The following is a 23,458-nucleotide window of genomic DNA, read 5'->3' as shown; positions in this document are numbered from 1 at the left end:
GACGTTCCGTGCGGGCCGGTGCGCAAAAGCGGATGATGGGCGTCTCGTCGATCGGTATGGGCCCGGATTGAGCCACGCCCCAATCATACGCTGGCCGGATGCCGATGCCGTGTCAGGCCGCCATCCCCAGGAACTGCTGCAGTTCCGGCGTGGCCGGCTTCGTGAACAGGTCTTCCGGCGCGCCCACTTCATGCACGCGGCCCTGGTGCATGAACACCACGCGGTTGCACACCTCGCGCGCGAAGCGCATCTCGTGCGTGACCATCAGCAGCGTCATGCCTTCGCTGGCCAGCTGGCGCACCACGTTCAAGACCTCCATCACCAGTTCCGGGTCCAGCGCCGAGGTGATCTCGTCGCACAGCAGCGCGCGGGGCTGCATCGCCAGCGCGCGCGCGATGGCCACGCGCTGCTGCTGGCCGCCGGAGAGCTGGTCGGGATAGCTGTCGAATTTCTCCGCCAGCGCCACCTTGGCCAGGCATTCGCGCGCGCGGGTGCGGGCCTCGGCCTCGCTCACGCCGGCGGCCACGGTGGGCGCGAGCATGACGTTGCGCCCGGCGCTCAGGTGCGGGAACAGGTTGAACTGCTGGAAGATCATGCCGACCTTGCGGCGCAGCGCGCGCAGCTCCAGCTCGGTGCTGCCGAGCTTGGCGCCGGCCACCGTGATGTTGCCTTCGTCGATGCTTTCCAGGCCGTTGATGCAGCGTAGCAGCGTGCTCTTGCCCGAGCCGCTCTTGCCGATGATGGCGACCACCTCGCCGGCTTCGATCTTGAGGTCGATGCCCTTGAGCACTTCGTTGGCGCCGAAGCGCTTCTTCACGTTTTCAATGGCGATGAGCGACATTGAGCTTCCTTTCCAGGTGGCGGCTGTAGCGGGACAGGGGCCAGCACAGCGCGAAATAGATCAGCGCGACCAGCGCGTAGACGGTGAAGGGGCTGAAGGTGGCGTTGGTGATCACGGTGCCGGCCTTGGACAGCTCGACGAAGCCGATGATCGACGCCAGCGCGGTGCCCTTGATGATCTGCACGACAAAGCCCACGGTGGGCGCGATGGCGATGCGCAGCGCCTGCGGCAGGATCACGTGGCGCATCTGCTGCACGTGGCCCAGCGACAGGCAGCCCGCGGCTTCCCACTGCCCCTTGGGGATGGCCTCCACGCAGCCGCGCCAGATCTCGGCCAGGTAGGCGCCCGACCACAGCGACAGCGCCAGGCCGGCGGCCAGCCACGCGGGAATCTCCACGCCGAACAGCGCCAGCCCGAAGAAGGCCAGGAACAACTGCATCAGCAGCGGCGTGCCCTGGAAGATTTCGATGAAGGCCCAGGCCGCGCGCCGCGCCGCCGCGCGCCGGCTGATGCGCATGAACAGCACCACGAGGCCGGTGGCGGCGCCGCCGATAAAGGCCACCAGCGACAGCACCACGGTCCAGCGCGCGGCCAGCAGCAGGTTGCGCAGGATGTCCCACGTCGAGAAATCGGTCATCGGGCTCTCCGGAACAGCAGGCCGCCGATGCCGCGCAGCGCCTGGCGCAGGCCGATGGCGAGCAGCAGGTAGATGCCGGTGGTCAGCAGGTAGACCTCGAACGCGCGGAAGTTGCGGCCCTGCACGAAATTGGCGGCGAAGGTCAGGTCTTCGGCGGCGATCTGCGAGCACACCGCCGAGCCCAGCATGACGATCACCACCTGGCTGGACAGCGCCGGCCAGATCTTGCGCAGCGCCGGCAGCAGCACCACGTGGCGGAACACCTGGAACGGCGCCAGCGCCAGGCTGGCGCCCGCTTCGAACTGGCCGCGCGGCACCGCGGCGATGCCGGCGCGCACGATCTCCGCGCTGTAGGCGCCGAGGTTGATGACCATCGCCAGGATGGCGGCGGTCATCTCGCCCAGGTGCACGCCCGCGCTGGGCAGGCCGAAGAAGATGAAGAACAGCTGGATCAGGAACGGCGTATTGCGGATCAGCTCCACGTAGCCGCCGGCGACGGCGGCCAGCCAGGCCGGCCCCTGCGTGCGCGCCCAGGCGCAGGCGATGCCCAGGGCCACCCCGAGCACGCCGCCCACGGCGGTGAGTTCGGCGGTGACGGCGATGCCGTGCGCGAACACGCCGGCATAGTCGAAGGCCGAGAGAAAGTCGAATTGATAGGACATGCGGTGCCGTAGGTGGGCGCCCGGCGAGCGCGGGCGTGACCGGCCGCCCCGGTGCGTCCGGGGCGGCGGGACTTCAGGACTTCAGAGCATCAAGGCATCGAGGCATCGAGGCATCAGAGCGTGGAGGGCAGCGGCATGCCGAGCCACTTCACGGTCAGCGCGTTGAGCTCGCCGTCCTTCTTGACCTCGGCCAGGATGGCGTTGACCTTGGCCTGCAGCTTGGGCTCGCCCTTGTTCAGGCCGATGAAGCACGGCGAGTTCTTGATCAGGAATTTCGGCTCCGGCTTCTTGGGCGGGTTCCTGGCCAGGATGGCCGCGGCCACCACGTTGCCCGTGGCCACCAGCTGCACCTGGCCCGAGAGGAAGGCGCTGATGGTGCCGTTGTTGTCCTCGTAGCGCTTGATGGTGGCGGTGGGCGGGGCGATCTTGCTCAGTTCCAGGTCCTCCACCGCGCCGCGCGTCACGCCCACGGTCTTGCCGGCCAGCTCGGCCGCGCTGGCGACTTTCTGGTCGGCCGGGCCGAACACGCCGTTGTAGAAGGGCGCATAGGCCTCGCTGAAGTCGATGGCCTTCTCGCGCTCGGGGTTCTTGCCCATGCTGGAGATCACCAGGTCCACCTTCTTTGTCTGCAGGTAGGGCACGCGGTTGGTGCTCGTCACGGGCACCAGTTCCAGCTTGACGCCCATCTTTTTGGCGATCAGCGCGGCCACGTCGATGTCCAGGCCTTGCGGCTTCATGTCGGCGCTGACCGAGCCGAACGGCGGGAAGTCCTGCGGCACCGCAACCTTGAGCACGCCGGCCTTGACCACGTCGTCGAGCGCTTCGGCGCTGGCGGCGTGCATGGTGAAGGCGAGCGCGGTGGCGCCGAGGCCGAGGAGGAGTCTGGAGAGCTTCATTGGGGGTCCTTGCTAGCTTGCCGTTTGGGTTGGGGTGAAGGGGAAACGGGTCCGGGGCGCTCAGTTGCCGCGCCCGAGCGGGCGCAATGCCTGGCGCAGCGGGTCGGGGCGGTCGTCGGGCGTGGCCGCGCTCAGGCCGGCTTCGACGTCGCCGAGATGGGCGTCCATCAGCGCGATGGCCTGCTCGGTGTCGCCGCGCGCCAGCGCCGCCACGATCTGCGCATGGTCGGCGCACGAGGCATGGGCCTGGTGGCTGGACTGGTAGCGCATGGCGATCAGCGTGGTGCGCGCGGTCAGGTCGCGCAGCGTGTCGGCCAGCAGCACGTTGCCCGCGCATTCGCCCAGGCACACGTGGAAGTCGCCCAGCAGGTAGCTGCGCAGCGCGGCGTCGTCGGCCGCCAGCGCGCGCTCTTCCTGCGCCACGTGTTCCTGCAGCCGGCCGATGGCCTGGGCGGTGAGCGGCGGCGCGTAGCGCAGCAGCCCGAGTTCGATGGCGCGCCGCGCGGCAAAGGCCTGGCGGGCTTCCTGGCGCGACGGCTCGATCACGAACCAGCCGCGCCGCGACGACACCGTGACGATGCCGCGCGCGGCCAGCCGCGTGAGCGCCTCGCGCACCAGCGTGCGGCTCACGCCGAACAGCCCGGCCAGCGCCTGCTCGCCCAGGCGCGTGCCGGGGGCCAGGCGCTGGGCCAGGATCGATTGCGTGATGCGCTCGGCGATCTCGGCCGAGGACGCGGCGCGGCCGTCGTCAGCGCCGGCTTGGAGTGCCGGCGGCAGGGCGGCGTTGTCGGAAAGGTCGGGCGTGGGCAAAGTCATGCCACGCTGTAACGCAATAGGTATGCCAGCCTGATATACAAGTAGCGCGCACAGGTTTTGTACGCAAAAATGGCATCGGCGTCATGCGGGCGTGCACCAGTTGGGCGCCGGCGGCGCCGCGCGCCGGGCCGCGTGCACGCCGATGGTGCGGGCCGCCAGCTTGGGGTGGCGGCCCGGCGGGCTTACCAGCCGCCTCCCAGCGCCCGGAACGTCGCCACCGCCGCGCGCGCGTTGTCGGCATGCACGCGCGCCTGCTGGTCGCGCGCGGCCAGCAGCTGGCGCTCTTCGTCCAGCACTTCGAACAGGCTCACGGCGCCGCCCTTGTAGGCGTCCTCGGAGGCGCCGCGCGCGCGTTCGTGGGCGTCGATCTCGGTGTTCAGCTCCTTGCCCTGCGCTTCGAGCTCGGTGAGGGTGACGACGGCGTTCTCCACGTCCTCGGTGGCGCGCAGCATGGCCTTGCGGTAGTTGGCCAGCGCCTCGGCATTGGCGCCGCGCGCCTGCGCGACTTCGGCATCGACCCGGCCAAAGTCGAACAGGCGCCAGCGCAGGCCGGCCACGCCGACCGGCTGGAACGAGCCGGCCGAGAACAATTTGCCGGTGCTGAAGCTCTCGAAGCCGAGCAGCGCGGACAGCGACAGCTTGGGGTAGTACTCGGCGGTGGCCGCGCCGATGCGCGCGTTGCTGGCGGCCAGCCGGCGCTCGGCGGCGATCACGTCGGGGCGGCGGCGCAGCAGATCGGCCGGGCCCTGGGCCACGGAGATGGCGGGCACGGCGAGGCTGGGCTTGGCCGCCGGCCGGGCCAGTTCGGCGGCGTAGGTGCCGGGCTGCGCGCCCATCAGCACGTCGAGCCGGTTCAACTGGGTCTGCAGCTCGATGCGCAGCGGCGGGATGGTGACGCGCGCCTGCGCCACCAGCGCCTCGGCCTGCGCGACTTCGCGGCTGGACGACAGGCCGTCGTCGAGGCGCAGCTTCACGAGGTCGAGCAGGCGGGCGTTGGTCTGCACCTGTTCCTGCGCGATGGCGATGCGCTGCTGCGCGCCGCGCACGCGGAAATAGGCGTCGGCGGCTTCGGCCGCCACCGACACGCGCACGCCGAGCTGCTCGGCCTGCGCGGCCTGGGCTTCGGCGTCGGCCGCCTCGGCGCCGCGCCGCAGGCCGCCGAACAGGTCGATCTCCCAGCTCGCGCCGGCGCCCGCGTCATAGAGCGCGGGATTGCGGTTGTAGCCGGGGAACTGGCTGGCGATGCGGCCGATCGGGCTGCCGAGCGACTGGCGCTCCTTGACCGCCTGCGCCGACAGGCTGCCCTGCGGCAGCAGCTGCGCGCCGGCTTCGGCGGCCGCCGCGCGGGCCTGCTGCACGCGCGCCAGCGACGCGGCCAGGTCCAGGTTCTGGTCCAGCGCGCGCTGCACGATGCGGGTCAGCGCGGGATCGTCGAAGCCGGTCCACCAGTTGTCCAGCGGCGGCGCGGGCAGCGTTGCGGCGCGCGCGGCCAGCACCTCGGCATGCGGGTAGGCGGCGGCCGTCTCCAGCGCGGGCTGCCGGTAGTCGGGCCCGACCGCGGCGCAGGCCGCCAGCCCGAGGGCGGCGAGCGCGCCTGCCGCGCGCGCGGCATGGCGCATGGCGCCCATGCGTGCCGGTTTCCGGCCTGGCTTGCGCCCGATGCGGGGCGGGGTCCGATCCATTGTCCATCTCCTTTTGCGGAAGTCCGGGAAGCGGCGCCGTCGCCGCCTCGCGAAAATCGTTCAACAAGTTACTTGCATGATGATATTTACAACTCTATACTAACTTTCATCTTGATAGCAACATGATTTTCGGAGGTAGGGAACATGCGGAAAACGCCGCTCGACACAGCCCCGTGCCCCATCGCCCGCAGCCTGGCGCGGGTGGGAGAGTCGTGGAGCGTCCTGATCCTGCGCGAGGCGTTCTACGGCACGCGCCGCTTCGACGACTTCCAGAAGCAGCTCGGCATCGCGCCCAACATGCTGTCGCGCCGGCTCGAGATGCTGGTCGGCGAAGGGCTGCTGGAGCGCCGCCAGTATTGCGACAAGCCGCCGCGCTCCGAATACCTGCTGACCCCGCGCGGCCGCGATTTCCGGCCCGTGATGCTGGCGCTGCTGGCGTGGGGCAACCGGCACTACGCGCCCGAGGGCGAGCGCGTGGTGCTGGTGGACCGCCATACCGGCGCCACCGTCACGCCGGTGCTGGTCGATGCCGCCACCGGGCGGCCGATCACCGAAGCCGACCATTTCGTCGCGGCCGGGCCGGCCGCCAGCGAGCGCATGCGCGCCCGCCTGGCGAGGTCGGACGGCGCGCGCGCCAACGCCGCCAGCGGCGCCCCCATCCCTGGCGACCCGCTGACCGCGGGCGCCGCCTGAATCCGCATTGAAGAGGAAGCGTCATGACTAGTGAAATCGCCGCCGACCGGGCCGGCTCCGATCCCATCCCCGCGGCGAAACCCCGCGTCAGCCGCAAGCGCCTCGTGCTGGCCGGCGCGCTGGTCGCCGCCGGCGTCGGCCTGGCGCTCTACGGCCAGCACTGGTGGACCCACGGCCGCTTCCAGGAAAGCACGGACGATGCGTATGTCGGCGGCGAGGTCACGGTGGTCGCGCCCAAGGTGGCCGGCTACCTGGCCGAGGTGCTGGTGACGGACAATCAGCAGGTGCGTGCCGGCGACCTGCTGGCCCGCATCGACGACCGCGACTACCGCGCCGCGCTGGCCAAGGCCGAAGGCGCGGTGGCCGCGCAGCAGGCGCTGCTGGTCAACCTGGACGCCACGCGCGCGCTGCAGGACGCCGTGATCGGCCAGGCCCGCGCCGCGGTGACGGCGGTGGATGCCGATACCGTGCGCGCCCGCGACGACCAGGCCCGCTACCAGAGCCTGGCGGCCAAGTCGGCGGTGTCGGTGCAGAGCTCGCAGAAGGCCGATGCCGACTACAAGCAGTCGCTGGCCAACACGCAGCGCGCGCAGGCCAGCCTGCTGGCCGCGCAGCGCCAGATCGACGTGATCGCCACGCAGAAGCTGCAGGCCCAGGCCGCGCTGGCGCAGGCCCTCGCCGAGCGCGACATCGCGCGCCTGAATGTCGGCTACACCGAGCTGCGCGCGCCCATCGACGGCATCGTCGGCAACCGGCGCGCGCGCGTGGGCGCCTACGCCGCCAGCGGCACGCAGTTGCTGTCGCTGGTGCCCACGCACGGGCTGTGGGTCGACGCCAACTTCAAGGAAGGCCAGCTCGCGCGCCTGCGGCCCGGCATGCGCGCCACGGTGGAGGCCGACGTGCTGCCCGGCCAGGTCTTCCGCGGCCGCGTGACCAGCCTGGCGCCGGCCACCGGCGCGCAGTTCAGCGTGCTGCCGCCCGAGAACGCCACCGGCAACTTCACCAAGATCGTGCAGCGCGTGCCGGTGCGCATCATGCTCGACGAGAACGACGCCAGGCTCGCGCAGCTGCGCCCGGGCCTGTCCGTGGTGGCCGAGATCGACGCCCGCGCCGACGCGCAGGTGCGGCAATGAGCGGCGCCGCGCTGGCGGGCGCGCAATCCGGCACGCAATCCGGCGCGCAGTCCGGCACCGCTGCCGGGCAGCCCGCGCCGGTCCGCCCGCCCGCGGGTTTGCCGGACTTCTCGCCGGCGTCGATGACCACCGGCGCCAAGGTGTTCGCCTTCGCCACCATGTGCGTGGGCATGTTCATCGCGCTGCTCGACATCCAGATCGTCTCGGCCTCGCTGCGCGACATCGGCGGCGGGCTCTCGGCCGGCACCGACGAGACCGTGTGGGTGCAGACCAGCTACCTGATCGCGGAGATCATCGTGATCCCGCTGTCGGGCTGGCTCGCGCGCGTGATGTCCACGCGCTGGCTGTTCGCGGCGTCGGCGGCGGGCTTCACGCTGACCAGCCTGCTGTGCGGCATCGCCTGGAACATCCAGAGCATGATCGCCTTCCGCGCCATGCAGGGCTTCCTGGGCGGCTCGATGATCCCGCTGGTGTTCACCACCGCGTTCATGTTCTTCGGCGGCAAGCAGCGCGTGATCGCCGCGGCCACCATCGGCGGGCTGGCCTCGCTGGCGCCCACGCTCGGGCCCACCGTGGGCGGCTGGATCACGGACCACTTCTCGTGGCACTGGCTGTTCTTCATCAACCTGGTGCCGGGCATCTTCGTCATGGTCGCGGTGCCGATGTTCGTGCGCGTGGACCGGCCCAACTGGTCGCTGGTGCGCGGCGCCGACTACCTCGGCATGACGCTGATGGCGCTGTTCCTCGGCTGCCTCGAATACACGCTGGAAGAAGGCCCGCGCTGGGACTGGTTCGGCGACGACACCATCCGCGCCACGGCCTGGATCGCCGCGCTGGCCAGCGTCGGTTTCGTGTGGCGCAGCCTGACCTACGCCAACCCGGTGGTGGACCTGCGCGCGCTCAAGGACCGCAACTTCGCGCTCGGCTGCTTCTTCTCGTTCATCGCCGGCGTGGGCATCTTCGCCACCATCTACCTCACGCCGTTGTTCCTCGGCCACGTGCGCGGCTTCAGCGCATTGCAGATCGGGCTGGCGGTGTTTTCCACCGGCGTTTTCCAGGTCATGTCGATCCCGCTCTATGCGTTTTTCGCCAACCGCGTGGACCTGCGCTGGCTGCTGATGGTCGGGCTGGCCTGCTTCGCGTTCTCGATGTGGCAGTTCGCGCCGATCACCAGCGACTGGGGCGCCGACCAACTGATGCTGCCGCAGGCCTTCCGCGGCATGGCGCAGCAGTTCGCGGTGGCGCCGGTGGTCACGCTGACGCTGGGCGCGCTGCCGCCGGAGCGGCTCAAGCTGGCCTCGGGGCTGTTCAACCTGATGCGCAACCTGGGCGGCGCGATCGGCATCGCGGTGTGCGCCACCATCCTCAACGACCGCACCAACCTGCATTTCCTGCGGCTGGCCGAGCATCTCAACGCCGGCAACGAGGCGATGGCCGCGCTGCTGCAGTCGGCCGGCAGCAGCATGGCCGCCTGGGGCTTCGACCCGGCCGGCGCGCAGTCGGCCGCCGTCAGGCAGCTCTGGACGCTGGCCTACCGCGAGGCGCAGACGCAGAGCTTCGGCGACGTCTTCGTCGCCATCATGGCCTGCTTCGTCATCGCCACCGCGATGGTGCCGCTGATGCGCAAGGTGGCGCCGCCGAAGGCGCCCTCGGCCGATGCGCACTGAACCCGGGCCGGCCTTGCCGCCGTGGAGGACAACCATGCTCGTTCGCCATCTGGCCGCGCTGGCCGGCGTGGCGCTGCTGGCCGCGGGGGCGGCCGGCGCCGCCACCGAGGCGCCGCCCGGCAGCAGCCTGGCCTGCGCCCGCGCCGACAACATGTACTGCCGCGTGCCGCCGCGGCCCGGCGCGCGGCCGGCAGGCGACATGAAGGAGACATGAAAGAGACAGGAAGGCGGCATGGGCGGGCGTGGCCGGCGGTTTGGCTATCATGGTGAAAGTATCGTGATGCCGAACGGAGCCGCCGACCATGCAGAGAAAGACCTTCAGGAACATGCAATGCCCCATCGCCCGCGGGCTGGAACGGGTCGGCGAGTGGTGGAGCATGCTGCTGATGCGCGAGGCGTTCTACGGCACGCGCCGCTTCGACGACTTCCAGAAGAACCTGGACATCGCCCCCAACATGCTCACGCGCCGGCTCACCGCGCTGGTGGAGGAGGGGCTGCTGGCGCGGTGCCAGTACTCGGAGAAGCCGCCGCGCTACGAATACGTGCTGACGCCGGTGGGGCGCGATTTCCTGCCGGTGCTGCTGGCCATGCTGACCTGGGGCAACAAGCATTTCGCGCCGGAAGGGGCGAGCGTGGAAGTGGTCGACAAGGCCACCGGCAGGGTGGCCGAGCCGGTGCTGGTGGATGCCGGCACCGGCGAGCGCCTCGATTTCGCGCGGTACACGCTGGCGCCCGGGCCGGCGGCGGCGGAGGGCACGCGCAGGCGGCTTGCCGCCGCGCAAGGGTTCTTGTCGGGCGCCGGGCCGGCGCCCGACGATGTGGCAGGGCAGGCCTAGCAGGCTCCGCGGCGGACAGGCGCGGCGCCCGCCCGGCCTGCCGTGCATTTTGCTGGTTTCACTTATTTCATCGAGGCGGGAGACGTCATGAAAATTCTGGTCCTGGGCGCGGGCGCGATGGGCGGCTACTACGGCGGCCGGCTGATGCAGGCGGGCGCGGATGTCACATTCCTGGTGCGGCCGCGGCGCGCCGAAATCCTGGCCCGCGACGGCCTCGTGGTGCGCAGCGAGCTGGGCGACATCCGCACCCCGGTGAAGACGGTGCAGGCCGCCGGGGTGCGGCCCGGCTACGACCTCGTGCTGCTGGCCTGCAAGACCTATGACCTCGACAGCGCCATGCAGGCGCTCGATCCGGCGCTGGACGGCGGGGGCGGCGGGGGCGGCAATGGCGGCAAGGCCGCGGCCATCCTGCCGCTGGTCAACGGCCTGCGCGCCTACGAGACGCTGGACGCGCGCTACGGCCGCGCGCGCGTGCTGGGCGGCGTTTCCTACATCGCCACCACGCTGGATGCGTCCGGCACCGTGATCCACCAGGGCCCCGGCGACCGCCTTGTGGTCGGCGCGCGCGCCGAGGCGGCGCAGCCGCTGGCGCGCGCGTTCCACGAACTGGCGGCCGCCACTCCCGGCACGCGCGAGCTGTCGGCGGACGTGGACCAGGCGCTGTGGAACAAGTGGGTGATGATCGCCTCCGGCGCGCTGATGACCTGCCTGATGCGCGGCACCGTGGGCGAGATCGTGCGCACCGACGACGGCCGCGCGCTGATGCGGCAGGCGATGGACGAATGCGCCGCGGTCGCGCGCCTGTCGGGCCACGCGCTGCCCGAGCCGGTGGGCAAGGCGATGCACGAGCGGCTGCTGGACGCCGGCTCGGCCTGGGCCGCCTCGATGATGCGCGACATCGCCCAGGGCGCGCCACGCCTGGAGGCGCGCGACATCGTCGGCGACATGGCCGACCGCGCCGTGCGCCTCGGGCACGCGGTGCCGCTGGTGCGCACCGCCTACGCGCATCTGCAGGTCTACGAGGCCCAGCAGGCCCGCCGCGCCGCCGGCTGAAGGCCGCCTAGCCGGCCGCCGCGGCCTGCGCGGCGGCGGCCGCGCGCCGCTCGCGCGCGGCCAGCCGGAACGCGCCCGGCCCCACGCCGAAATATGCCTTGAACGCGCGCCCGAAGGCCGCCTCCGAGGCATAGCCGCATTGCTCGCCGATGCTGGCCGCCGATTCGCGGTCCAGCGTCAGCAGGCGCGCCGCCATTTCCATGCGCAAGGTGGTGACGAACTGCAGCGGCGTCTCGCCGCTGAGCTGCGCGAAGCGCCGCGCGAAGGTGGCGCGCGACACGTTGCACACCTGCGCCAGCGACGCCACCGACCACGGCTCGGCCGGCGCCGCGAGCACCGCGTCCACGGCGCGCGCCAGGCGCGCGTCCGCCATCAGGGCCAGCAGGCTGTGGCTCGCGCCGCCCTGCGCGATCAGCGCGCGCAGCAGCAAGGTCAGCAGCGCCGTCGACAACTGCCCGATCACCGCCGCCGCGCCCGGCTCGGGCGCCTGCGCCTCGTTGCGCATCATGCCGATCAGGGCCGCCAGCCACGCGCAGTCGGCGCGCTGCGCGGTGGCGATGCGCAGCACCGGCGGCAGGTGGCGCAGCAGCATGGTGCCCGGCAGGCCCAGCACGAAGGTGCCGCACAGCATGTCCAGCCCCGCATCGTCGCCGGGGATCGACAGCTCGGTCAGCAGGCCGTTGAAGCGGGCCTGCGGCGCGGCCGTGGCGGCAGCATCGGCACCGGCACGCAGGCTGCGCAGCGTGTGCGCGTTGCCGTGCGGGAACAGCAGCACGTCGCCGGCATCCAGCTGCAGCGCCTCGCCGCCCACCTGCGCGTGCGCCTGCCCGCCCAGGATGATGTGGTACGGCAGGTGCCCCGGCGGCGCGGCCGCGTTCTCCACGCGCCAGATGCCGGCGAAGTGGCAGTGCAGGTCCACGGTGCCGGCAGGCGCGAGCATGCGGACCAGTTCCGTCAGGCTGTCCATGATCGGGTACGGTTGAGACGATAAGGCAAGATAATGCGACGATTATATGCGGTAAAGGACAGTTTCGGCGCCTAGACTTCGGGTCATGGATGCAGCGCGCACGAACGCCGCGCGGTCCATCAACCAACCCGCAAAGGAGTCCATCATGTCCCGTCTTCACACCATCGCCGCCGCCGAAGCCACCGGCCAGACCGCCGAACTGTTCGCCGCCATCAAGAAGGCCGTCGGCAAGGTTCCCAATGCCTACCTGACCATCGGCAGCAACGCGCCGGCCGTGCTGGCCAACGTGCTGCAGACCGGCGCGCTGCTGCAGAAGAATTCCACGCTGAGCGCGCGCGAAGTGGAGGCCATCAACCTCGCCGTCAGCGAAGCCTCGGCCTGTGACTATTGCGTGGCCGCGCACACCCTGACCGGCAAGATGGCCGGCTACAGCGCCGAGCAGACCCGCGAGCTGCGCGCCGGCGCCTATGCCGAGGACGGCAAGATTGACGCGCTGGTCCGCTTCGCGCTGACCCTGGTCAAGACCAGCGGCACGCTGCCCGCGGGCGCGGTGGACGCCGTGCGCGCCGCCGGCTATACCGACCGCCAGATCGTCGAGAGTATCCAGGCGGTGAGCGCGATCCTGTTCACCAACATGTTCAACCGCGTCAACGACACGGTGGTGGATTTCCCCAAGGTGGCGTGAGCGGGGCGGGGAGGGTCGGCGGCCCTCCCGTCCCGGGCGGCTATCGACATGCGGAATGCTTCGTTTCACCGCGGCCCGCCGCTGTGGAGAATGGTGGATCCTTCCACTCGTCCGCCCGCCATGCCAACGATCCTGCCTCGCCTTCTCGCCGCCAGCCTGCTGGCGGCCGCCGCGCTTTCCCCGCTTGCCGCGCAGGCCGACACGGCCATTCTCAACGCCGGCTACGACGTCACCCGCGAGCTGTACCGCGACATCAACCCCGGCTTCATCGCCAGCTGGAAACAGGCCACCGGCGAGACCGTGGTGGTCAACCAGTCGCACGGCGGCTCGAGCAAGCAGGCGCGCTCGGTGGCGGACGGGCTGGACGCGGACGTGGTGACGATGAACCAGGAGACCGACATTGACATCCTGGTGCAGCGCGGCGTGGTGGCGCCGGACTGGAAGAAGCGGCTGCCCGACAACGCCGCGCCGTACTACTCCACCATCGTGTTCCTGGTGCGCAAGGGCAATCCCAAGCGCATCCTCGACTGGGACGACCTCGGCCGCGCCGGCGTGCAGGTGATCGTGCCCAATCCCAAGACCTCGGGCAACGGCCGCTACACCTACCTCGCGGCGTGGGGCGCGGCGATCCGCAAGGGCGGCGGCGAAGCACAGGCGCGCGAGGCGGTGACGCGGCTGTTCCGCAACGTGCCGGTGCTCGACACCGGCGGGCGCGGCGCCACCACCAGCTTCACGCAGCGCCAGCTCGGCGACGTGCTGGCTACCTTCGAGAGCGAGGTGCACCAGATCCGCAAGGAACTCGGCGACAGCTTCGAGGTGGTCTACCCGAGCCAGTCGATCATCGCCGAGGCGCCGGTGGCGGTGGTCGACAAGGTGGTGGACAAGCGCGGCACGCGCAAGGTGGCCACGGCCTACCTGCAGTACCTGTGGTCCGACGCCGGCCAGGAGGTGATCGCCAGCCAGTTCTACCGGCCGCGCGCGCCGGCGGTGCTCAAGGCGCACGCGGCGCAGTTCCGCCCGATCACGCTGTTTACGGTCAATGACGTGTTCGGCAGCTGGGCGCAGGCGCAAAGCCGGCACTTCGCCGACGGCGGCGAGTTCGACAAGATCTACCAGGGCCGGCAGTAAGCCGCCCGACGCCCCGAATATCAACGGGGTTTTCTCCCCTCTCCCGCTTGCGGGAGACGGGACGGGGGAGAGGGCCGGCGGCGCTAGGAAGCAAAGCCGCCGCGCCCCGCCCGCCCCCGCATTCCCCCGCTACCTCGGCGCATTCAACCCGTTGCGCGCATTCAGGTGCTTGACCAGTTTGCCCAGCGTGGTGGCCTGGATCAGCAGGCTGAACACCACCACCAGGTAGGTCACGCCGATCAGCATCTCGCGCCCGTGGAACTCGGGCAGCGACAGCGCCAGCGCGATCGAGATGCCGCCGCGCAGCCCGCCCCAGGTCATGATGGTGGCCGAGTGCGGGTTGAGCCGGCGGAAGTTCTGCAGCGCCAGCAGCGGAATCGCCACGCTGATGGCGCGCGCGATCAGCACCACGGGAATCGCTGCCAGCCCCAGCCAGACGATATGCAGGTGCAGCGACAGCGCGATGATCTCCAGCCCGATCAGGCCGAACAGCACCAGGTTGAGCAGCTCGTCGAACAGGCCCCAGAAGTTGAACAGGTGCTCGCGCGTCTTCTCCGACATCGAGGTGGCGGCGCCGTGGTTGCCGATCACCAGCCCCATGATGACCACCGCCAGCGGCGCGGACACGTGCACCAGCTCGGCCAGGCTGTAGCCGCCGGTGGCCAGCGCCAGCGTGATGAGAATCTCCACCGGATAGCTCTCGATGCCGCGCAGCAGCAGCGAGGCGCCGTAGCCGAGCGCCGCGCCCAGCACCAGCGCGCCCAGCACTTCGCGCGCCAGCGCCGTGGCCACGTGCGCGGCGGAGAATTCGGTGGCGCCGGTGGCCAGGCCCACCAGCGTGAGGAAGGCCACCACCGCGGTGCCGTCGTTGAACAGCGACTCGCCGGCGATCTTGGTTTCCAGGCTTTCCGGCGCGCCCGCGCTCTTGAGCACGCTCAGCACGGCGATCGGGTCGGTGGGGGAGATCAGGGCGCCGAACACCAGGCACCACAGCAGGCTGATGGGGTGGCCGAGCCACTGCGCCACGTAATAGAAGCCGGCGCCCACGGCGGCGGTGGAGATCACCACGCCCACGGTGGCCAGCAGCAGCACCGCGCGGCGCTGGCGGCGCATGCGCGAGAGGTCGACGTGGAGCGCGCCGGCGAACAGCAGCAGGCTGAGCAGGCCGTGGAAGACCACGTCGGAGAAATCGATCTGGGCCACCAGCTTGCGGGCCTGGGCGACCATTTCGGGATGATTGAAGCCGAGCACGGAGACGCTCAGGCAAGTCACCAGCCCGACGGCGGTGATGCCCAGCGTGTCGGGCAGCTTGATGAAGCGGTAGTTGATGACGCCGAAGATGGCGATGAGGGTGAAAAGGGCGCCGGTCCCTTGGAATACAGTCATGCGAGGGGGTCTCCTGCCTTACAGGCGTTGCGAGATGGATGGGATCGCGCGCGGACGCGCCATGTGTATTCTATGCCACATCGTTGACAGGATCGTGGCAGCGCCCGGCGCGCGCCGGGGTCAGGCGCCCACGTCGAAGAATGCCAGGAACCGGCGCATGATCGGCGACAGCGCGCCCGCGCGGTGTGCCACCAGCACCCGGCTGCCCGCGTCCGGGCCGGCCAGCGCGCGGTACGCCACGCCCGGGATGCCGGTGCGCGCGTAGATCTCCGGCAGCACCGAGACTCCGGCGCCGCTGGCCACCAGGCCGATGATGGTGGTGGCCTCGCGCGCCTCCTGCGCGATGCGCGGCGCGAAGCCGGCGCGGTTGCACAGCGTGGTCACGTGGTCGAACAGCCCGCAGCCCAGCCCGCGCGGAAACAGCAGGAAGGGCTGGGCGGACAGCGTGCCGAGGTCCAGCCCGGCCGCCTCGTCTGCCGCCTCGTCCGCCGCCTGCGGCTGCGCCGCCGCGTGCGCGGCGGGCAGCACGGCGACCAGCCGGTCCGCCAGCACCTCGTGCACGGTGATGCTGGGCGGCGGGTAGAACTGCGGCGACGGACGCAGGAAGCCGATGTCGATCTCGCCCTTCTCCAGCCCCTGCAACTGCTGCCCGGTGGACATGTGTACCAGCTCCAGCGTGGCGCGCGGATGGCCGAGGCGGAAGCGCTGCACCGCGCGCGGGAAGGCGTCCTGCATCGGCACGGAAGCGGTGAAGGCCACGCGGATCTCGCCGGCCTCGCCGGCGGCCACCTGCTTGACCACCTCGCGCGCCTGCTCCAGGTTGCCCAGCGCCGCGCGCGCCTTGTCCAGGAACAGCGTGCCGGCGGGCGTGAGCGCCACGTGGTGGCGCGAGCGGTCGAGCAGGGGGCTGCCCAGCTCGTCCTCCAGCGCCTTGATCTGGGTGCTCAGCGGCGGCTGGCTGATGTGCAGCTTGCGCGCGGCCTCGCTGAAGCTCAGCGCTTCGGCCACGGCGACGAAATAGCGGAGTTGACGGAAGTCCATAGGTGGGTTGGTTATATCGCCCCGGAATAACAAGCGGCTTGAAAACGTATTGGACACTATCACAACGGGTGCCCAGAATGCGTGCAAACGATTTCAACCGACCCACAGGAGACAAGAATGCTGCGTCGATCCTACCTCGCCGGCTTGCTGGCCACCGCGCTGTCGCTGGGCGCCGTCGCCACCAGTGCCGCCGCCGCCGAAACCTATCCCGCCAGGCCCATCCGGCTGGTGGTGCCCTACGCGGCGGGCGGCGCGGTGGACATCGTCGCGCGCTCGGTCGGCCAGAAGATGAGCGTGCTGCTCAAGCAGCCGGTCATCGTCGACAACCGCCCCGGCGCCAGCACCAACATCGGTCTGGACATGGTGGCCAAGGCCCAGCCGGACGGCTACACCATCATGATGGCCTCCAACAGCCTGGCCACCAACGCCGCGCTGTTCGCCAAGCTGCCGTTCGACCCGGCGCGCGACTTCACGCCGGTGGCGCGCATCGGGCAGGCCTCGCTGGTGCTGGTGGTGCCGGCCAAGTCCGGCATCACCTCGCTCAAGGGTCTGGTGGCCCAGGCCAGGTCCCAGCCCGGCAAGCTCAGCTACGCCTCGGCCGGCAACGGCAGCTCCGGCCATCTCGCCGGCGAGCTGTTCAAGGAAGCGGCCCGCATCGACGTGCTGCACGTGCCCTACAAGGGCGGCGCGCCGGCCATCACCGACCTGCTCGGCGAGCGCATCTCCTTCATGCCGATCAACCCGCTCGAAGTCATCACGCATATCCGCGCCGGCACGCTGCGCGCCATCGCGGTGGCGAGCGACCAGCGCACGCCGCTGCTGCCGGACCTGCCGACCTCGCGCGAAGAGGGCCTGCCGGGCTTCACCGCCTCGGTGTGGTGGGGGCTGGTGGCGCCGGCCAGGACGCCGGCGGCCATCGTGCATGAACTCAACGCCGCGGCCAACACCGCGCTGGCCGACGCCGACGTGCGCAAGCAGCTCGCGCAACTGGGCGTGACCATCCTGCCCGGCACGCCCGAAGCCTTCGGCCAGTTCGTGCGCAGCGAGACCACGACCTGGAACGGCGTGATCCGCAAGGCGGGCATCACGGCCGACTGACCACGCCCCGGGCGCGGTCCGCCGCGCCCGGCGCAAGCAACACGATTCAACGGGAAACACCCATGTCCACGCCCCTCTCCGACACCCAAGCCCAGGCCCGCCGCCCCGCCATCCTGGTGGTCAGCGCGCACGCCGCCGACTTCGTCTGGCGCGCCGGCGGCGCCATCGCGCTGTACGCCGAGCGCGGCTACCACGTCAACATCGTCTGCCTGTCCTTCGGCGAGCGCGGCGAATCCGCCAAGATGTGGCGCCAGCCCGGCATGACGCTCGAGCGCGTCAAGGCCGCGCGGCGCGAGGAAGCGCAGCAGGCCGCCGACATCCTCGGCGCCACCCTGACGTGCTTCGACCTCGGCGACTACCCGCTGCGCGTGAGCGACGCAGCGCTGCTGCGCCTGGCGGACATCTACCGCGAGCTGCGCCCCGAGCTGGTCATGAGCCACTCGCGCGAGGACATCTACAACTTCGACCACCCGCTGGCCACCCACGTGGCGCAGGAAGCGCGCGTGATCGCCCAGGCGCACGGCTACAAGCCCGAGGTGCCGGTGATCGGCGCGCCGCCGGTGTTCCTGTTCGAGCCGCACCAGCCCGAGCAATGCAACTGGAAGCCCGACGTGCTGCTCGACATTTCCTCCGTGTGGGAGAAGAAGCAGCGCGCCTTCGCCACGATGGCGGCGCAGGAACACCTGTGGGAGTACTACACCCGCGTGGCGCTGCAGCGCGGCGCGCAGGCCACGCGCAACTCGGACCGCAAGGTCAAATACGGCGAGGGATACGCGCGCGTGTTCCCGCAAGTCTCGGAGACCCTGGCATGAAGACCATCGCCTATCGCCATATCCTGCGCGCCGACGCGGCCGACATCGACGCGCTCGGCAGCGCCGGCGTGGCCACCGCGCACGAGGCGCAGCGCCGCACCGGGCTGATGAAGCCCTATCTGCGGCCGGTCCAGTCCGGCGCGGCGATCGCCGGCAGCGCCGTGACGGTGCTGATGCATCCCGGCGACAACTGGATGATCCACGTTGCGGTGGAGATGGTGCAGCCCGGCGACGTGCTGGTGGTGGCGCTGGTCAGCGACTGCACCGACGGCCTGTTCGGCGACCTGCTGGCCACCTCGCTCAAGGCGCGCGGCGCGCGCGGGCTGGTCATCGACGGCGGCGTGCGCGACGTGGCCACGCTCAACGCCATGAACTTCCCGGTGTGGTCGCGCGCGGTCTCGGCGCAGGGCGCGGTCAAGGAAACGGTGGGCGCGGTCAACGTGCCGGTGGTCTGCGCCGGCGCCCACGTGCGTCCCGGCGATGTGATCGTGGCCGACGACGACGGCGTGGTGGTGGTGCCGCGCCCGCAGGCCGCGGCGACCGCCCGGCTCGCCGCGGCGCGCGAAGCCAGCGAGCTGGCCAAGCGCGCCACGCTGGCCGCCGGCGTGCTGGGCCTGGACATGTACAAGATGCGCGAGGCGCTGGCCGCGAAGGGGCTGGTCTATTCGGACCAGGCGGTGGACTGGTACAGCGGCTTCGACGAAGCCTGAGCCCCGCATGGTCCAGGCGCCGCCCGCCCGCGTGGCGGGCGGCGTCCCCGATTCTGGTATAAGCAACGCAGACGATTTTCCGGGCCTCGGGGGAGCCAGATGGAACTGCGCCAGCTTCAATACTTCGTGCGGGTGGTCGAACTCGGCAGCATGAGCCGCGCCGCGCTCGACCTGGACATGGTGCAGTCGGCCATGAGCCAGCAGATCAGCCGGCTGGAAAGCGAGCTGTCCACCCGCCTGCTGCGCCGGACCACGCGCGGCGTCACGCCGACCGAGGCCGGCCTGGCCTTCTTCCGCGAGGCCCAGCTCGCGCTGCGCCACGCCGAGCAGGCCAAGCGCGCGGCCCATCACGCGCGCCTGTCCGGCACGGTCAGCGTGGGCCTGGCGCCGACCACTGCGTCGATGGTCGGCGTGCCGCTGATGCGCGCCATGCGCGAGCGCTATCCCGACGTGCGCCTGCACATGGTGGAGAGCCTGTCGGGCCACCTCGGCGCCATGCTCAACGCGCGCCAGCTCGACCTTGCCGTGCTGTTCGATACCCACGTGGCGCGCCGCTGGAGCGTGATGCCGCTGCTGGAGGAAACCCTGTTCCTGATCCGCTCGCGCAAGGCCCTGCCGGCCGGCGCCGAGGCCGGCCTGCCCACGCGGCTGCGCATGGCGCAGCTGCAGGACGTGCCACTCATCATGCCGACCGGCCTGCACGGGCTGCGCAGCACGCTGGACGCCGCTTTCGCGCGCGCCAAGATCGTGCCGCAGGTGGTGCAGGAAGTGGATTCGCTGGCCATGCTGATGGACGCGGTGGACCTGGGCTTCGGCGGCACGCTGCAGCCGTGGGCGGCGGTGGGGCGCTATGCCGATGCCACCGAGCGCTTCCACCTGGCCGAGATCGCCGACCCCAAGGTGCGGCGCCAGAACGTGCTGTGCAGCTTGTCCGACGACGAGCTGTCCCCGGCCGCGCTGGCGCTGCGCGTGGTGCTGGCCGACTGCGCGCGCGAACTGGTGCGCTCGGGCGCCTGGCGCGGCGCGCGGCTGCTGGGGCCGGAGGGCTGAGGGCGGGGTTCGGCGCATTTCGGCGGTTCCCGGCAGGGCGGGCAGCCCCCGAGGGGTATCACGAATCGTGATGCCCCCATGCCGCCACCGGCCTTAGCAGGCGGGCGCGCCCCCGGTACAGTGCGGGCTACCCCACGAGAAGACCGCATTGTGTTCCTGATTACACCAACCCGGAAGCCCCTCCCGTCGGCTTCCCGCCGTGCCGCCGGAGGCGCGCGGCCATGATCGACGTCCTGGTCATCGGTGGCGGCAACGCCGCCCTGTGCGCCGCCCTGATGGCGCGCGAAGCCGGCGCCAGCGTGCTGCTGCTCGAAGCGGCGCCGCGCGAGTGGCGCGGCGGCAACTCCCAGCACACCCGCAACCTGCGCTGCATGCACGACGCGCCGCAGGACGTGTTGATCGAGGCCTATCCCGAGGAAGAATACTGGCAGGACCTGCTCAAGGTCACTGGCGGCATCACCAACGAACACCTGGCCCGCCTGACCATCCGCGCGTCCTCCACCTGCCGCGACTGGATGCGCAAGCACGGCGTGCACTTCCAGCCGCCGCTGTCGGGCGCGCTGCACGTGGCGCGCACCAACGCTTTCTTCATGGGCGGCGGCAAGGCCCTGGTCAATGCCTATTTCCGCAGCGCCGAGGCGCTCGGCGTGCAGGTGCGCTACAACGCGCCGGTGGACGCCATCGAGATGGACGGCGACCGCTTCGTGGCCGCGCGCATCGGCAGCGAGCGCATCGAGGCGCGCAGCTGCGTGCTGGCCGCCGGCGGCTTCGAGTCCAACCGCGAATGGCTGCGCGAAGCCTGGGGCCAGAACGCCGACGGCGAATGGCCGGCCGACAATTTCCTGATCCGTGGCACGCGCTTCAACATGGGCGTGCTGCTCAAGCACATGATCGAGTCGGGCGCGGACGCCATCGGCGACCCGTCGCAGTCGCACTGCGTGGCCATCGACGCGCGCGCGCCGCTGTACGACGGCGGCATCTGCACGCGCGTGGACTGCGTCTCGCTGGGCGTCATGCTCAACCGCAACGCCGAGCGCTTCTACGACGAGGGCGAGGACTTCTGGCCCAAGCGCTACGCCATCTGGGGCCGGCTGGTGGCCCAGCAGCCCGGGCAGATCGGCTACTCCATCATCGACGCCAAGGCCGTGGGCCGCTTCATGCCGCCGGTGTTCCCCGGCGTGCGCGCCGACACGCTGCCGGAACTGGCGCGCCTGCTCGGGCTGGACGAAGCCACCTTCGTGCGCACCATCGAGGCGTACAACGCAGCCTGCCGCGTGGGCAAGTTCGACCACACCGTGCTCGACGACTGCCACACCGAGGGCATCTCCCCGGCCAAGACCCACTGGGCGCGCCCGCTCGACACCGCGCCGTTCTACGGCTACGCGCTGCGCCCGGGCATCACCTTCACCTATCTCGGCCTGAAGGTAAACGAGCACGCCGCCGTGCACTTCGGCGGCAAGCCCAGCGACAACCTGTTCGTGGCCGGCGAGATGATGGCCGGCAACGTGCTGGGCAAGGGCTACACGGCGGGCGTGGGCATGGCCATCGGCACCGCCTTCGGCCGCATTGCCGGCACCCGGGCCGCCGCCGCCGCGCGGGGCCTGCGCAACGACATCCAGGAAGACCAGCATGCAACATCTTGAAGCGCTGACGCGCGAAGCGGCGGCGCTGGCCGAGGGCGCGCTGCCGCTCACCGGCGACGAGGCCGAGGTCGGCCGCATCATGCAGATCTGCAACGCCTGCCGCTACTGCGAAGGCTTCTGCGCCGTGTTCCCGGCCATGACGCGCCGGCTCGAGTTCGGCAAGGCCGACATCCACTACCTGGCCAACCTGTGCCACAACTGCGGCGCCTGCTACCACGCCTGCCAGTACGCGCCGCCGCACGAGTTCGGCGTCAACGTGCCGCAGGCGATGGCCAAGGTGCGCGTGCAGACCTACTCGGACTACGCCTGGCCGGCCGCCTTCGGCGGGCTGTACCGCCGCGCCGGGCTGGCCACCGCGCTGGCGCTGGCCGGCGGCCTGGCGCTGTTCCTGGTGATGGTGCTGGCCGCGCGCGGCAGCCTGCTGCACGCGCCGCTGGCCGGCAACTTCTACGCCATCTTCCCGCACAACCTGCTGGCGGCCATGTTCGGGCTGGTGTTCGGCCTCGCCATCGTGGCGCTGGGCGTGGGCGTGACGCGCTTCTGGCGCCGCGTGACGCCGGGCGAGCTGGCCGGCGAGGCGCGCGGTCCGGCCATCGGCGGCGCCGCGCACGACGCGCTGCGGCTGCGCTACCTCGACGGCGGCCACGGCGAGGGCTGCAACAACGCCGACGACGCCTTCACCCTGTGGCGCCGCCGCTTCCACCATTTCACGTTCTACGGCTTCATGCTGTGCTTCGCCGCCACGGCGGTGGCCACGCTCTATCATTACCTGCTGGACCTGCACGCGCCGTATGCGCTGACCAGCCTGCCGGTGCTGCTCGGCACGGCCGGCGGCATCGGCCTGCTGATCGGCACGGCGGGGCTGCTGCGGCTCAATCTGGCGCGCGACCCGAACACCGGCGACGCCGCGCAGAAACCGATGGACCGCGGCTTCATCGCGCTGCTGTTCCTCACCAGCGCCACCGGCCTGGCGCTGCTGGCCTGGCGCGACACCGGCGCGATGGCGCTGCTGCTGGCCCTGCACCTGGGCGTGGTGATGGCGCTGTTCCTGACGCTGCCCTACGGCAAGTTCGCGCACGGCATCTACCGCAGCGCCGCGCTGCTGAAATGGAATATCGAAAAACGCCGGCCGAGCAATCTCGCGCTCGGCTCGGACTGAAGTCGCCCCCGAACCCCGACTGAAACGAATACCGTATCCACAAGGAGATCCCCATGAACAAGCCCGGCGTGCTCACCATTTCGTCGATGCGAGACCAGTGCAGCGAAGCCGAATGGCAGGCGCGCGTAGACCTGGCCGCGTGCTACCGGCTGGTGGAGCTGTACGGCATGGCCGACATGATGGCCAATCACATCTCGGTGCGCGTGCCGGGCGAGGAGGGCGCCTTCCTCATCAACGCCTACGGCATGATGTACGAGGAAATCACGGCCTCCAGCCTGATCAAGGTGGACCATGCCGGCACCATCCTCGCCAAGCCGGACTTCGGCTCGCTCAACTACGGCATCAACAAGGCCGGCTACGTGATCCACAGCGCCGTGCACGAGGCGCGCCCCGAAGTGGCCTGCGTGATCCACACGCATAGCTGGGCCTCGATGGCGGTGTCGTCGCTCGACTGCGGGCTGCTGCCGCTCACGCAGACCGCCATGCGCTTTCTCAAGATCGGCTATCACGAGTACCAGGGCGTGGTGCTGGACACCGCCGAGCAGGCGTCGCTGATCGCCGACCTCGGCACCGGCGAGGCCATGATCCTGCGCAACCACGGCGCGCTGACCGTGGGCAACACCGTGGGCGAGGCCTTCAACTGGATGCACCGGCTGGAGCTGGCCTGCCGCGCGCAGATCGGCGCGATGTCGTGCAACACGCCGCTGCGCGAGGTCGGCGCCGACGTGCTGCAGGAAACCTGGAACAACTACCAGCCCGGCACCCGCCGGCCTTATGGGGTGATGGAGTGGCCGGCGCTGCTGCGCAAGCTCGACCGCCTCGACCCGAGCTTCCGCGACTGAACACGGCCGCCCCCCGGCCGT

General features: G+C 70.8%; 24 protein-coding genes. 15 read left to right on the top strand and 9 right to left on the bottom strand.

What is annotated here, in order from left to right:
* Positions 1-112 precede the first annotated feature (112 nt).
* The 6 genes from AC3WXD_RS05825 to AC3WXD_RS05800 all read right to left on the bottom strand — a co-directional run bounded on the left by AC3WXD_RS05825 (position 113) and on the right by AC3WXD_RS05800 (position 5,471).
* On the bottom strand, positions 113-841 hold the full coding sequence (locus AC3WXD_RS05825; protein ID WP_020203235.1) for an amino acid ABC transporter ATP-binding protein: 729 nt from the start codon (positions 839-841) through the stop codon (positions 113-115).
* On the bottom strand, positions 822-1,478 hold the full coding sequence (locus AC3WXD_RS05820; RefSeq protein ID WP_454733519.1) for an amino acid ABC transporter permease: 657 nt from the start codon (positions 1,476-1,478) through the stop codon (positions 822-824). Before AC3WXD_RS05820 ends, AC3WXD_RS05825 begins: the two co-directional genes overlap by 20 nt.
* Positions 1,475-2,140 (bottom strand): amino acid ABC transporter permease, encoded by a 666-nt coding sequence (locus AC3WXD_RS05815; RefSeq protein ID WP_020203237.1) that lies wholly within the window; start codon positions 2,138-2,140, stop codon positions 1,475-1,477. The genes AC3WXD_RS05820 and AC3WXD_RS05815 overlap by 4 nt, the downstream gene beginning before the upstream one ends.
* Positions 2,141-2,253: 113 nt before the next feature.
* Positions 2,254-3,036, bottom strand: a complete 783-nt coding sequence (locus AC3WXD_RS05810) for a transporter substrate-binding domain-containing protein (RefSeq protein ID WP_020203238.1) — start codon at positions 3,034-3,036, stop codon at positions 2,254-2,256.
* 60 nt (positions 3,037-3,096) lie between these two features.
* Positions 3,097-3,852, bottom strand: coding sequence for a GntR family transcriptional regulator (locus AC3WXD_RS05805; RefSeq protein ID WP_020203239.1), 756 nt, complete (start codon positions 3,850-3,852; stop codon positions 3,097-3,099).
* 182 nt (positions 3,853-4,034) lie between these two features.
* A complete protein-coding gene (locus AC3WXD_RS05800) occupies positions 4,035-5,471 on the bottom strand; it encodes an efflux transporter outer membrane subunit (RefSeq protein WP_492323361.1) in 1,437 nt (478 codons plus the stop codon).
* Positions 5,472-5,678: 207 nt separating this feature from the next.
* Here AC3WXD_RS05800 and AC3WXD_RS05795 point away from each other — a divergent pair, with 207 nt between their 5' ends.
* From AC3WXD_RS05795 to AC3WXD_RS05770, 6 genes are all read left to right on the top strand, one after another.
* Positions 5,679-6,227, top strand: coding sequence for a winged helix-turn-helix transcriptional regulator (locus AC3WXD_RS05795; RefSeq protein ID WP_029043669.1), 549 nt, complete (start codon positions 5,679-5,681; stop codon positions 6,225-6,227).
* A gap of 23 nt (positions 6,228-6,250) precedes the next feature.
* Positions 6,251-7,360, top strand: coding sequence for an HlyD family secretion protein (locus AC3WXD_RS05790; protein WP_492323247.1), 1,110 nt, complete (start codon positions 6,251-6,253; stop codon positions 7,358-7,360).
* 122 nt (positions 7,361-7,482) lie between these two features.
* Complete coding sequence (locus AC3WXD_RS05785; RefSeq protein WP_155888080.1) at positions 7,483-9,027, top strand: DHA2 family efflux MFS transporter permease subunit; 1,545 nt, start codon at positions 7,483-7,485, stop codon at positions 9,025-9,027.
* A 34-nt stretch (positions 9,028-9,061) separates the two neighbouring features.
* The gene (locus AC3WXD_RS05780) at positions 9,062-9,241 is read left to right on the top strand and encodes a hypothetical protein (RefSeq protein WP_492323246.1); all 180 of its coding nucleotides are present in this window, start codon (positions 9,062-9,064) and stop codon (positions 9,239-9,241) included.
* Positions 9,242-9,329: 88 nt separating this feature from the next.
* Positions 9,330-9,863, top strand: a complete 534-nt coding sequence (locus tag AC3WXD_RS05775) for a winged helix-turn-helix transcriptional regulator (protein WP_454733516.1) — start codon at positions 9,330-9,332, stop codon at positions 9,861-9,863.
* An 87-nt stretch (positions 9,864-9,950) separates the two neighbouring features.
* Positions 9,951-10,916, top strand: coding sequence for a 2-dehydropantoate 2-reductase (locus AC3WXD_RS05770; RefSeq protein WP_492323245.1), 966 nt, complete (start codon positions 9,951-9,953; stop codon positions 10,914-10,916).
* Positions 10,917-10,923: 7 nt separating this feature from the next.
* On the opposite strand, the gene AC3WXD_RS05765 is transcribed toward AC3WXD_RS05770, so the two are convergent.
* Positions 10,924-11,883 carry an AraC family transcriptional regulator gene (locus tag AC3WXD_RS05765; RefSeq protein WP_492323244.1) on the bottom strand — a complete coding sequence of 320 codons (960 nt, stop codon included), beginning with the start codon at positions 11,881-11,883 and terminating at the stop codon, positions 10,924-10,926.
* Between the two features lie 145 nt (positions 11,884-12,028).
* Here AC3WXD_RS05765 and AC3WXD_RS05760 point away from each other — a divergent pair, with 145 nt between their 5' ends.
* On the top strand, positions 12,029-12,568 hold the full coding sequence (locus AC3WXD_RS05760) for a carboxymuconolactone decarboxylase family protein (protein ID WP_454733513.1): 540 nt from the start codon (positions 12,029-12,031) through the stop codon (positions 12,566-12,568).
* A gap of 120 nt (positions 12,569-12,688) precedes the next feature.
* Complete coding sequence (locus AC3WXD_RS05755) at positions 12,689-13,696, top strand: sulfate ABC transporter substrate-binding protein (RefSeq protein ID WP_020203250.1); 1,008 nt, start codon at positions 12,689-12,691, stop codon at positions 13,694-13,696.
* Between the two features lie 129 nt (positions 13,697-13,825).
* Here AC3WXD_RS05755 and AC3WXD_RS05750 read toward each other — a convergent pair whose 3' ends face one another.
* Together AC3WXD_RS05750 and AC3WXD_RS05745 are read right to left on the bottom strand one after the other, a co-directional pair.
* On the bottom strand, positions 13,826-15,082 hold the full coding sequence (locus AC3WXD_RS05750) for a cation:proton antiporter (RefSeq protein ID WP_020203251.1): 1,257 nt from the start codon (positions 15,080-15,082) through the stop codon (positions 13,826-13,828).
* Between the two features lie 120 nt (positions 15,083-15,202).
* The gene (locus AC3WXD_RS05745) at positions 15,203-16,123 is read right to left on the bottom strand and encodes a LysR family transcriptional regulator (protein WP_020203252.1); all 921 of its coding nucleotides are present in this window, start codon (positions 16,121-16,123) and stop codon (positions 15,203-15,205) included.
* Between the two features lie 117 nt (positions 16,124-16,240).
* On the opposite strand from AC3WXD_RS05745, the gene AC3WXD_RS05740 reads away from it, so the two are divergent.
* The 7 genes from AC3WXD_RS05740 to AC3WXD_RS05710 all read left to right on the top strand — a co-directional run bounded on the left by AC3WXD_RS05740 (position 16,241) and on the right by AC3WXD_RS05710 (position 23,437).
* On the top strand, positions 16,241-17,221 hold the full coding sequence (locus AC3WXD_RS05740) for a tripartite tricarboxylate transporter substrate binding protein (protein ID WP_492323243.1): 981 nt from the start codon (positions 16,241-16,243) through the stop codon (positions 17,219-17,221).
* A 62-nt stretch (positions 17,222-17,283) separates the two neighbouring features.
* Complete coding sequence (locus tag AC3WXD_RS05735) at positions 17,284-18,033, top strand: PIG-L deacetylase family protein (protein ID WP_020203254.1); 750 nt, start codon at positions 17,284-17,286, stop codon at positions 18,031-18,033.
* Entirely contained in the window at positions 18,030-18,743 is a 714-nt protein-coding gene (locus AC3WXD_RS05730; RefSeq protein WP_492323242.1) for a 4-carboxy-4-hydroxy-2-oxoadipate aldolase/oxaloacetate decarboxylase, read from the top strand. The genes AC3WXD_RS05735 and AC3WXD_RS05730 overlap by 4 nt, the downstream gene beginning before the upstream one ends.
* A 99-nt stretch (positions 18,744-18,842) precedes the next feature.
* Positions 18,843-19,793 carry a LysR family transcriptional regulator gene (locus tag AC3WXD_RS05725; protein ID WP_020203256.1) on the top strand — a complete coding sequence of 317 codons (951 nt, stop codon included), beginning with the start codon at positions 18,843-18,845 and terminating at the stop codon, positions 19,791-19,793.
* A 221-nt stretch (positions 19,794-20,014) separates the two neighbouring features.
* Positions 20,015-21,436 (top strand): FAD-dependent tricarballylate dehydrogenase TcuA, encoded by a 1,422-nt coding sequence (gene tcuA / locus AC3WXD_RS05720; RefSeq protein WP_020203257.1) that lies wholly within the window; start codon positions 20,015-20,017, stop codon positions 21,434-21,436.
* Positions 21,423-22,595 carry a tricarballylate utilization 4Fe-4S protein TcuB gene (tcuB, locus tag AC3WXD_RS05715; RefSeq protein WP_020203258.1) on the top strand — a complete coding sequence of 391 codons (1,173 nt, stop codon included), beginning with the start codon at positions 21,423-21,425 and terminating at the stop codon, positions 22,593-22,595. The genes tcuA and tcuB overlap by 14 nt, the downstream gene beginning before the upstream one ends.
* A gap of 53 nt (positions 22,596-22,648) precedes the next feature.
* Positions 22,649-23,437, top strand: a complete 789-nt coding sequence (locus AC3WXD_RS05710; RefSeq protein WP_020203259.1) for a class II aldolase/adducin family protein — start codon at positions 22,649-22,651, stop codon at positions 23,435-23,437.
* The last annotated feature ends 21 nt before the right edge of the window (positions 23,438-23,458 follow it).

It is taken from the genome of Cupriavidus sp. FW216-B1, assembly GCF_058789195.1.
This window is presented reverse-complemented; position numbering and strand designations above follow the sequence as displayed.

What these genes read in the sequence shown, in the direction of transcription:
- AC3WXD_RS05825 (WP_020203235.1), bottom strand. Translation starts at nt 841, where the DNA reads ATGTCGCTCATCGCCATTGAAAACGTGAAGAAGCGCTTCGGCGCCAAC.
- AC3WXD_RS05820 (WP_454733519.1), bottom strand. Translation starts at nt 1,478, where the DNA reads ATGACCGATTTCTCGACGTGGGACATCCTGCGCAACCTGCTGCTGGCC.
- AC3WXD_RS05815 (WP_020203237.1), bottom strand. Translation starts at nt 2,140, where the DNA reads ATGTCCTATCAATTCGACTTTCTCTCGGCCTTCGACTATGCCGGCGTG.
- AC3WXD_RS05810 (WP_020203238.1), bottom strand. Translation starts at nt 3,036, where the DNA reads ATGAAGCTCTCCAGACTCCTCCTCGGCCTCGGCGCCACCGCGCTCGCC.
- AC3WXD_RS05805 (WP_020203239.1), bottom strand. Translation starts at nt 3,852, where the DNA reads ATGACTTTGCCCACGCCCGACCTTTCCGACAACGCCGCCCTGCCGCCG.
- AC3WXD_RS05800 (WP_492323361.1), bottom strand. Translation starts at nt 5,471, where the DNA reads ATGCGCCATGCCGCGCGCGCGGCAGGCGCGCTCGCCGCCCTCGGGCTG.
- AC3WXD_RS05795 (WP_029043669.1), top strand. Translation starts at nt 5,679, where the DNA reads ATGCGGAAAACGCCGCTCGACACAGCCCCGTGCCCCATCGCCCGCAGC.
- AC3WXD_RS05790 (WP_492323247.1), top strand. Translation starts at nt 6,251, where the DNA reads ATGACTAGTGAAATCGCCGCCGACCGGGCCGGCTCCGATCCCATCCCC.
- AC3WXD_RS05785 (WP_155888080.1), top strand. Translation starts at nt 7,483, where the DNA reads ATGACCACCGGCGCCAAGGTGTTCGCCTTCGCCACCATGTGCGTGGGC.
- AC3WXD_RS05780 (WP_492323246.1), top strand. Translation starts at nt 9,062, where the DNA reads ATGCTCGTTCGCCATCTGGCCGCGCTGGCCGGCGTGGCGCTGCTGGCC.
- AC3WXD_RS05775 (WP_454733516.1), top strand. Translation starts at nt 9,330, where the DNA reads ATGCAGAGAAAGACCTTCAGGAACATGCAATGCCCCATCGCCCGCGGG.
- AC3WXD_RS05770 (WP_492323245.1), top strand. Translation starts at nt 9,951, where the DNA reads ATGAAAATTCTGGTCCTGGGCGCGGGCGCGATGGGCGGCTACTACGGC.
- AC3WXD_RS05765 (WP_492323244.1), bottom strand. Translation starts at nt 11,883, where the DNA reads ATGGACAGCCTGACGGAACTGGTCCGCATGCTCGCGCCTGCCGGCACC.
- AC3WXD_RS05760 (WP_454733513.1), top strand. Translation starts at nt 12,029, where the DNA reads ATGTCCCGTCTTCACACCATCGCCGCCGCCGAAGCCACCGGCCAGACC.
- AC3WXD_RS05755 (WP_020203250.1), top strand. Translation starts at nt 12,689, where the DNA reads ATGCCAACGATCCTGCCTCGCCTTCTCGCCGCCAGCCTGCTGGCGGCC.
- AC3WXD_RS05750 (WP_020203251.1), bottom strand. Translation starts at nt 15,082, where the DNA reads ATGACTGTATTCCAAGGGACCGGCGCCCTTTTCACCCTCATCGCCATC.
- AC3WXD_RS05745 (WP_020203252.1), bottom strand. Translation starts at nt 16,123, where the DNA reads ATGGACTTCCGTCAACTCCGCTATTTCGTCGCCGTGGCCGAAGCGCTG.
- AC3WXD_RS05740 (WP_492323243.1), top strand. Translation starts at nt 16,241, where the DNA reads ATGCTGCGTCGATCCTACCTCGCCGGCTTGCTGGCCACCGCGCTGTCG.
- AC3WXD_RS05735 (WP_020203254.1), top strand. Translation starts at nt 17,284, where the DNA reads ATGTCCACGCCCCTCTCCGACACCCAAGCCCAGGCCCGCCGCCCCGCC.
- AC3WXD_RS05730 (WP_492323242.1), top strand. Translation starts at nt 18,030, where the DNA reads ATGAAGACCATCGCCTATCGCCATATCCTGCGCGCCGACGCGGCCGAC.
- AC3WXD_RS05725 (WP_020203256.1), top strand. Translation starts at nt 18,843, where the DNA reads ATGGAACTGCGCCAGCTTCAATACTTCGTGCGGGTGGTCGAACTCGGC.
- tcuA (WP_020203257.1), top strand. Translation starts at nt 20,015, where the DNA reads ATGATCGACGTCCTGGTCATCGGTGGCGGCAACGCCGCCCTGTGCGCC.
- tcuB (WP_020203258.1), top strand. Translation starts at nt 21,423, where the DNA reads ATGCAACATCTTGAAGCGCTGACGCGCGAAGCGGCGGCGCTGGCCGAG.
- AC3WXD_RS05710 (WP_020203259.1), top strand. Translation starts at nt 22,649, where the DNA reads ATGAACAAGCCCGGCGTGCTCACCATTTCGTCGATGCGAGACCAGTGC.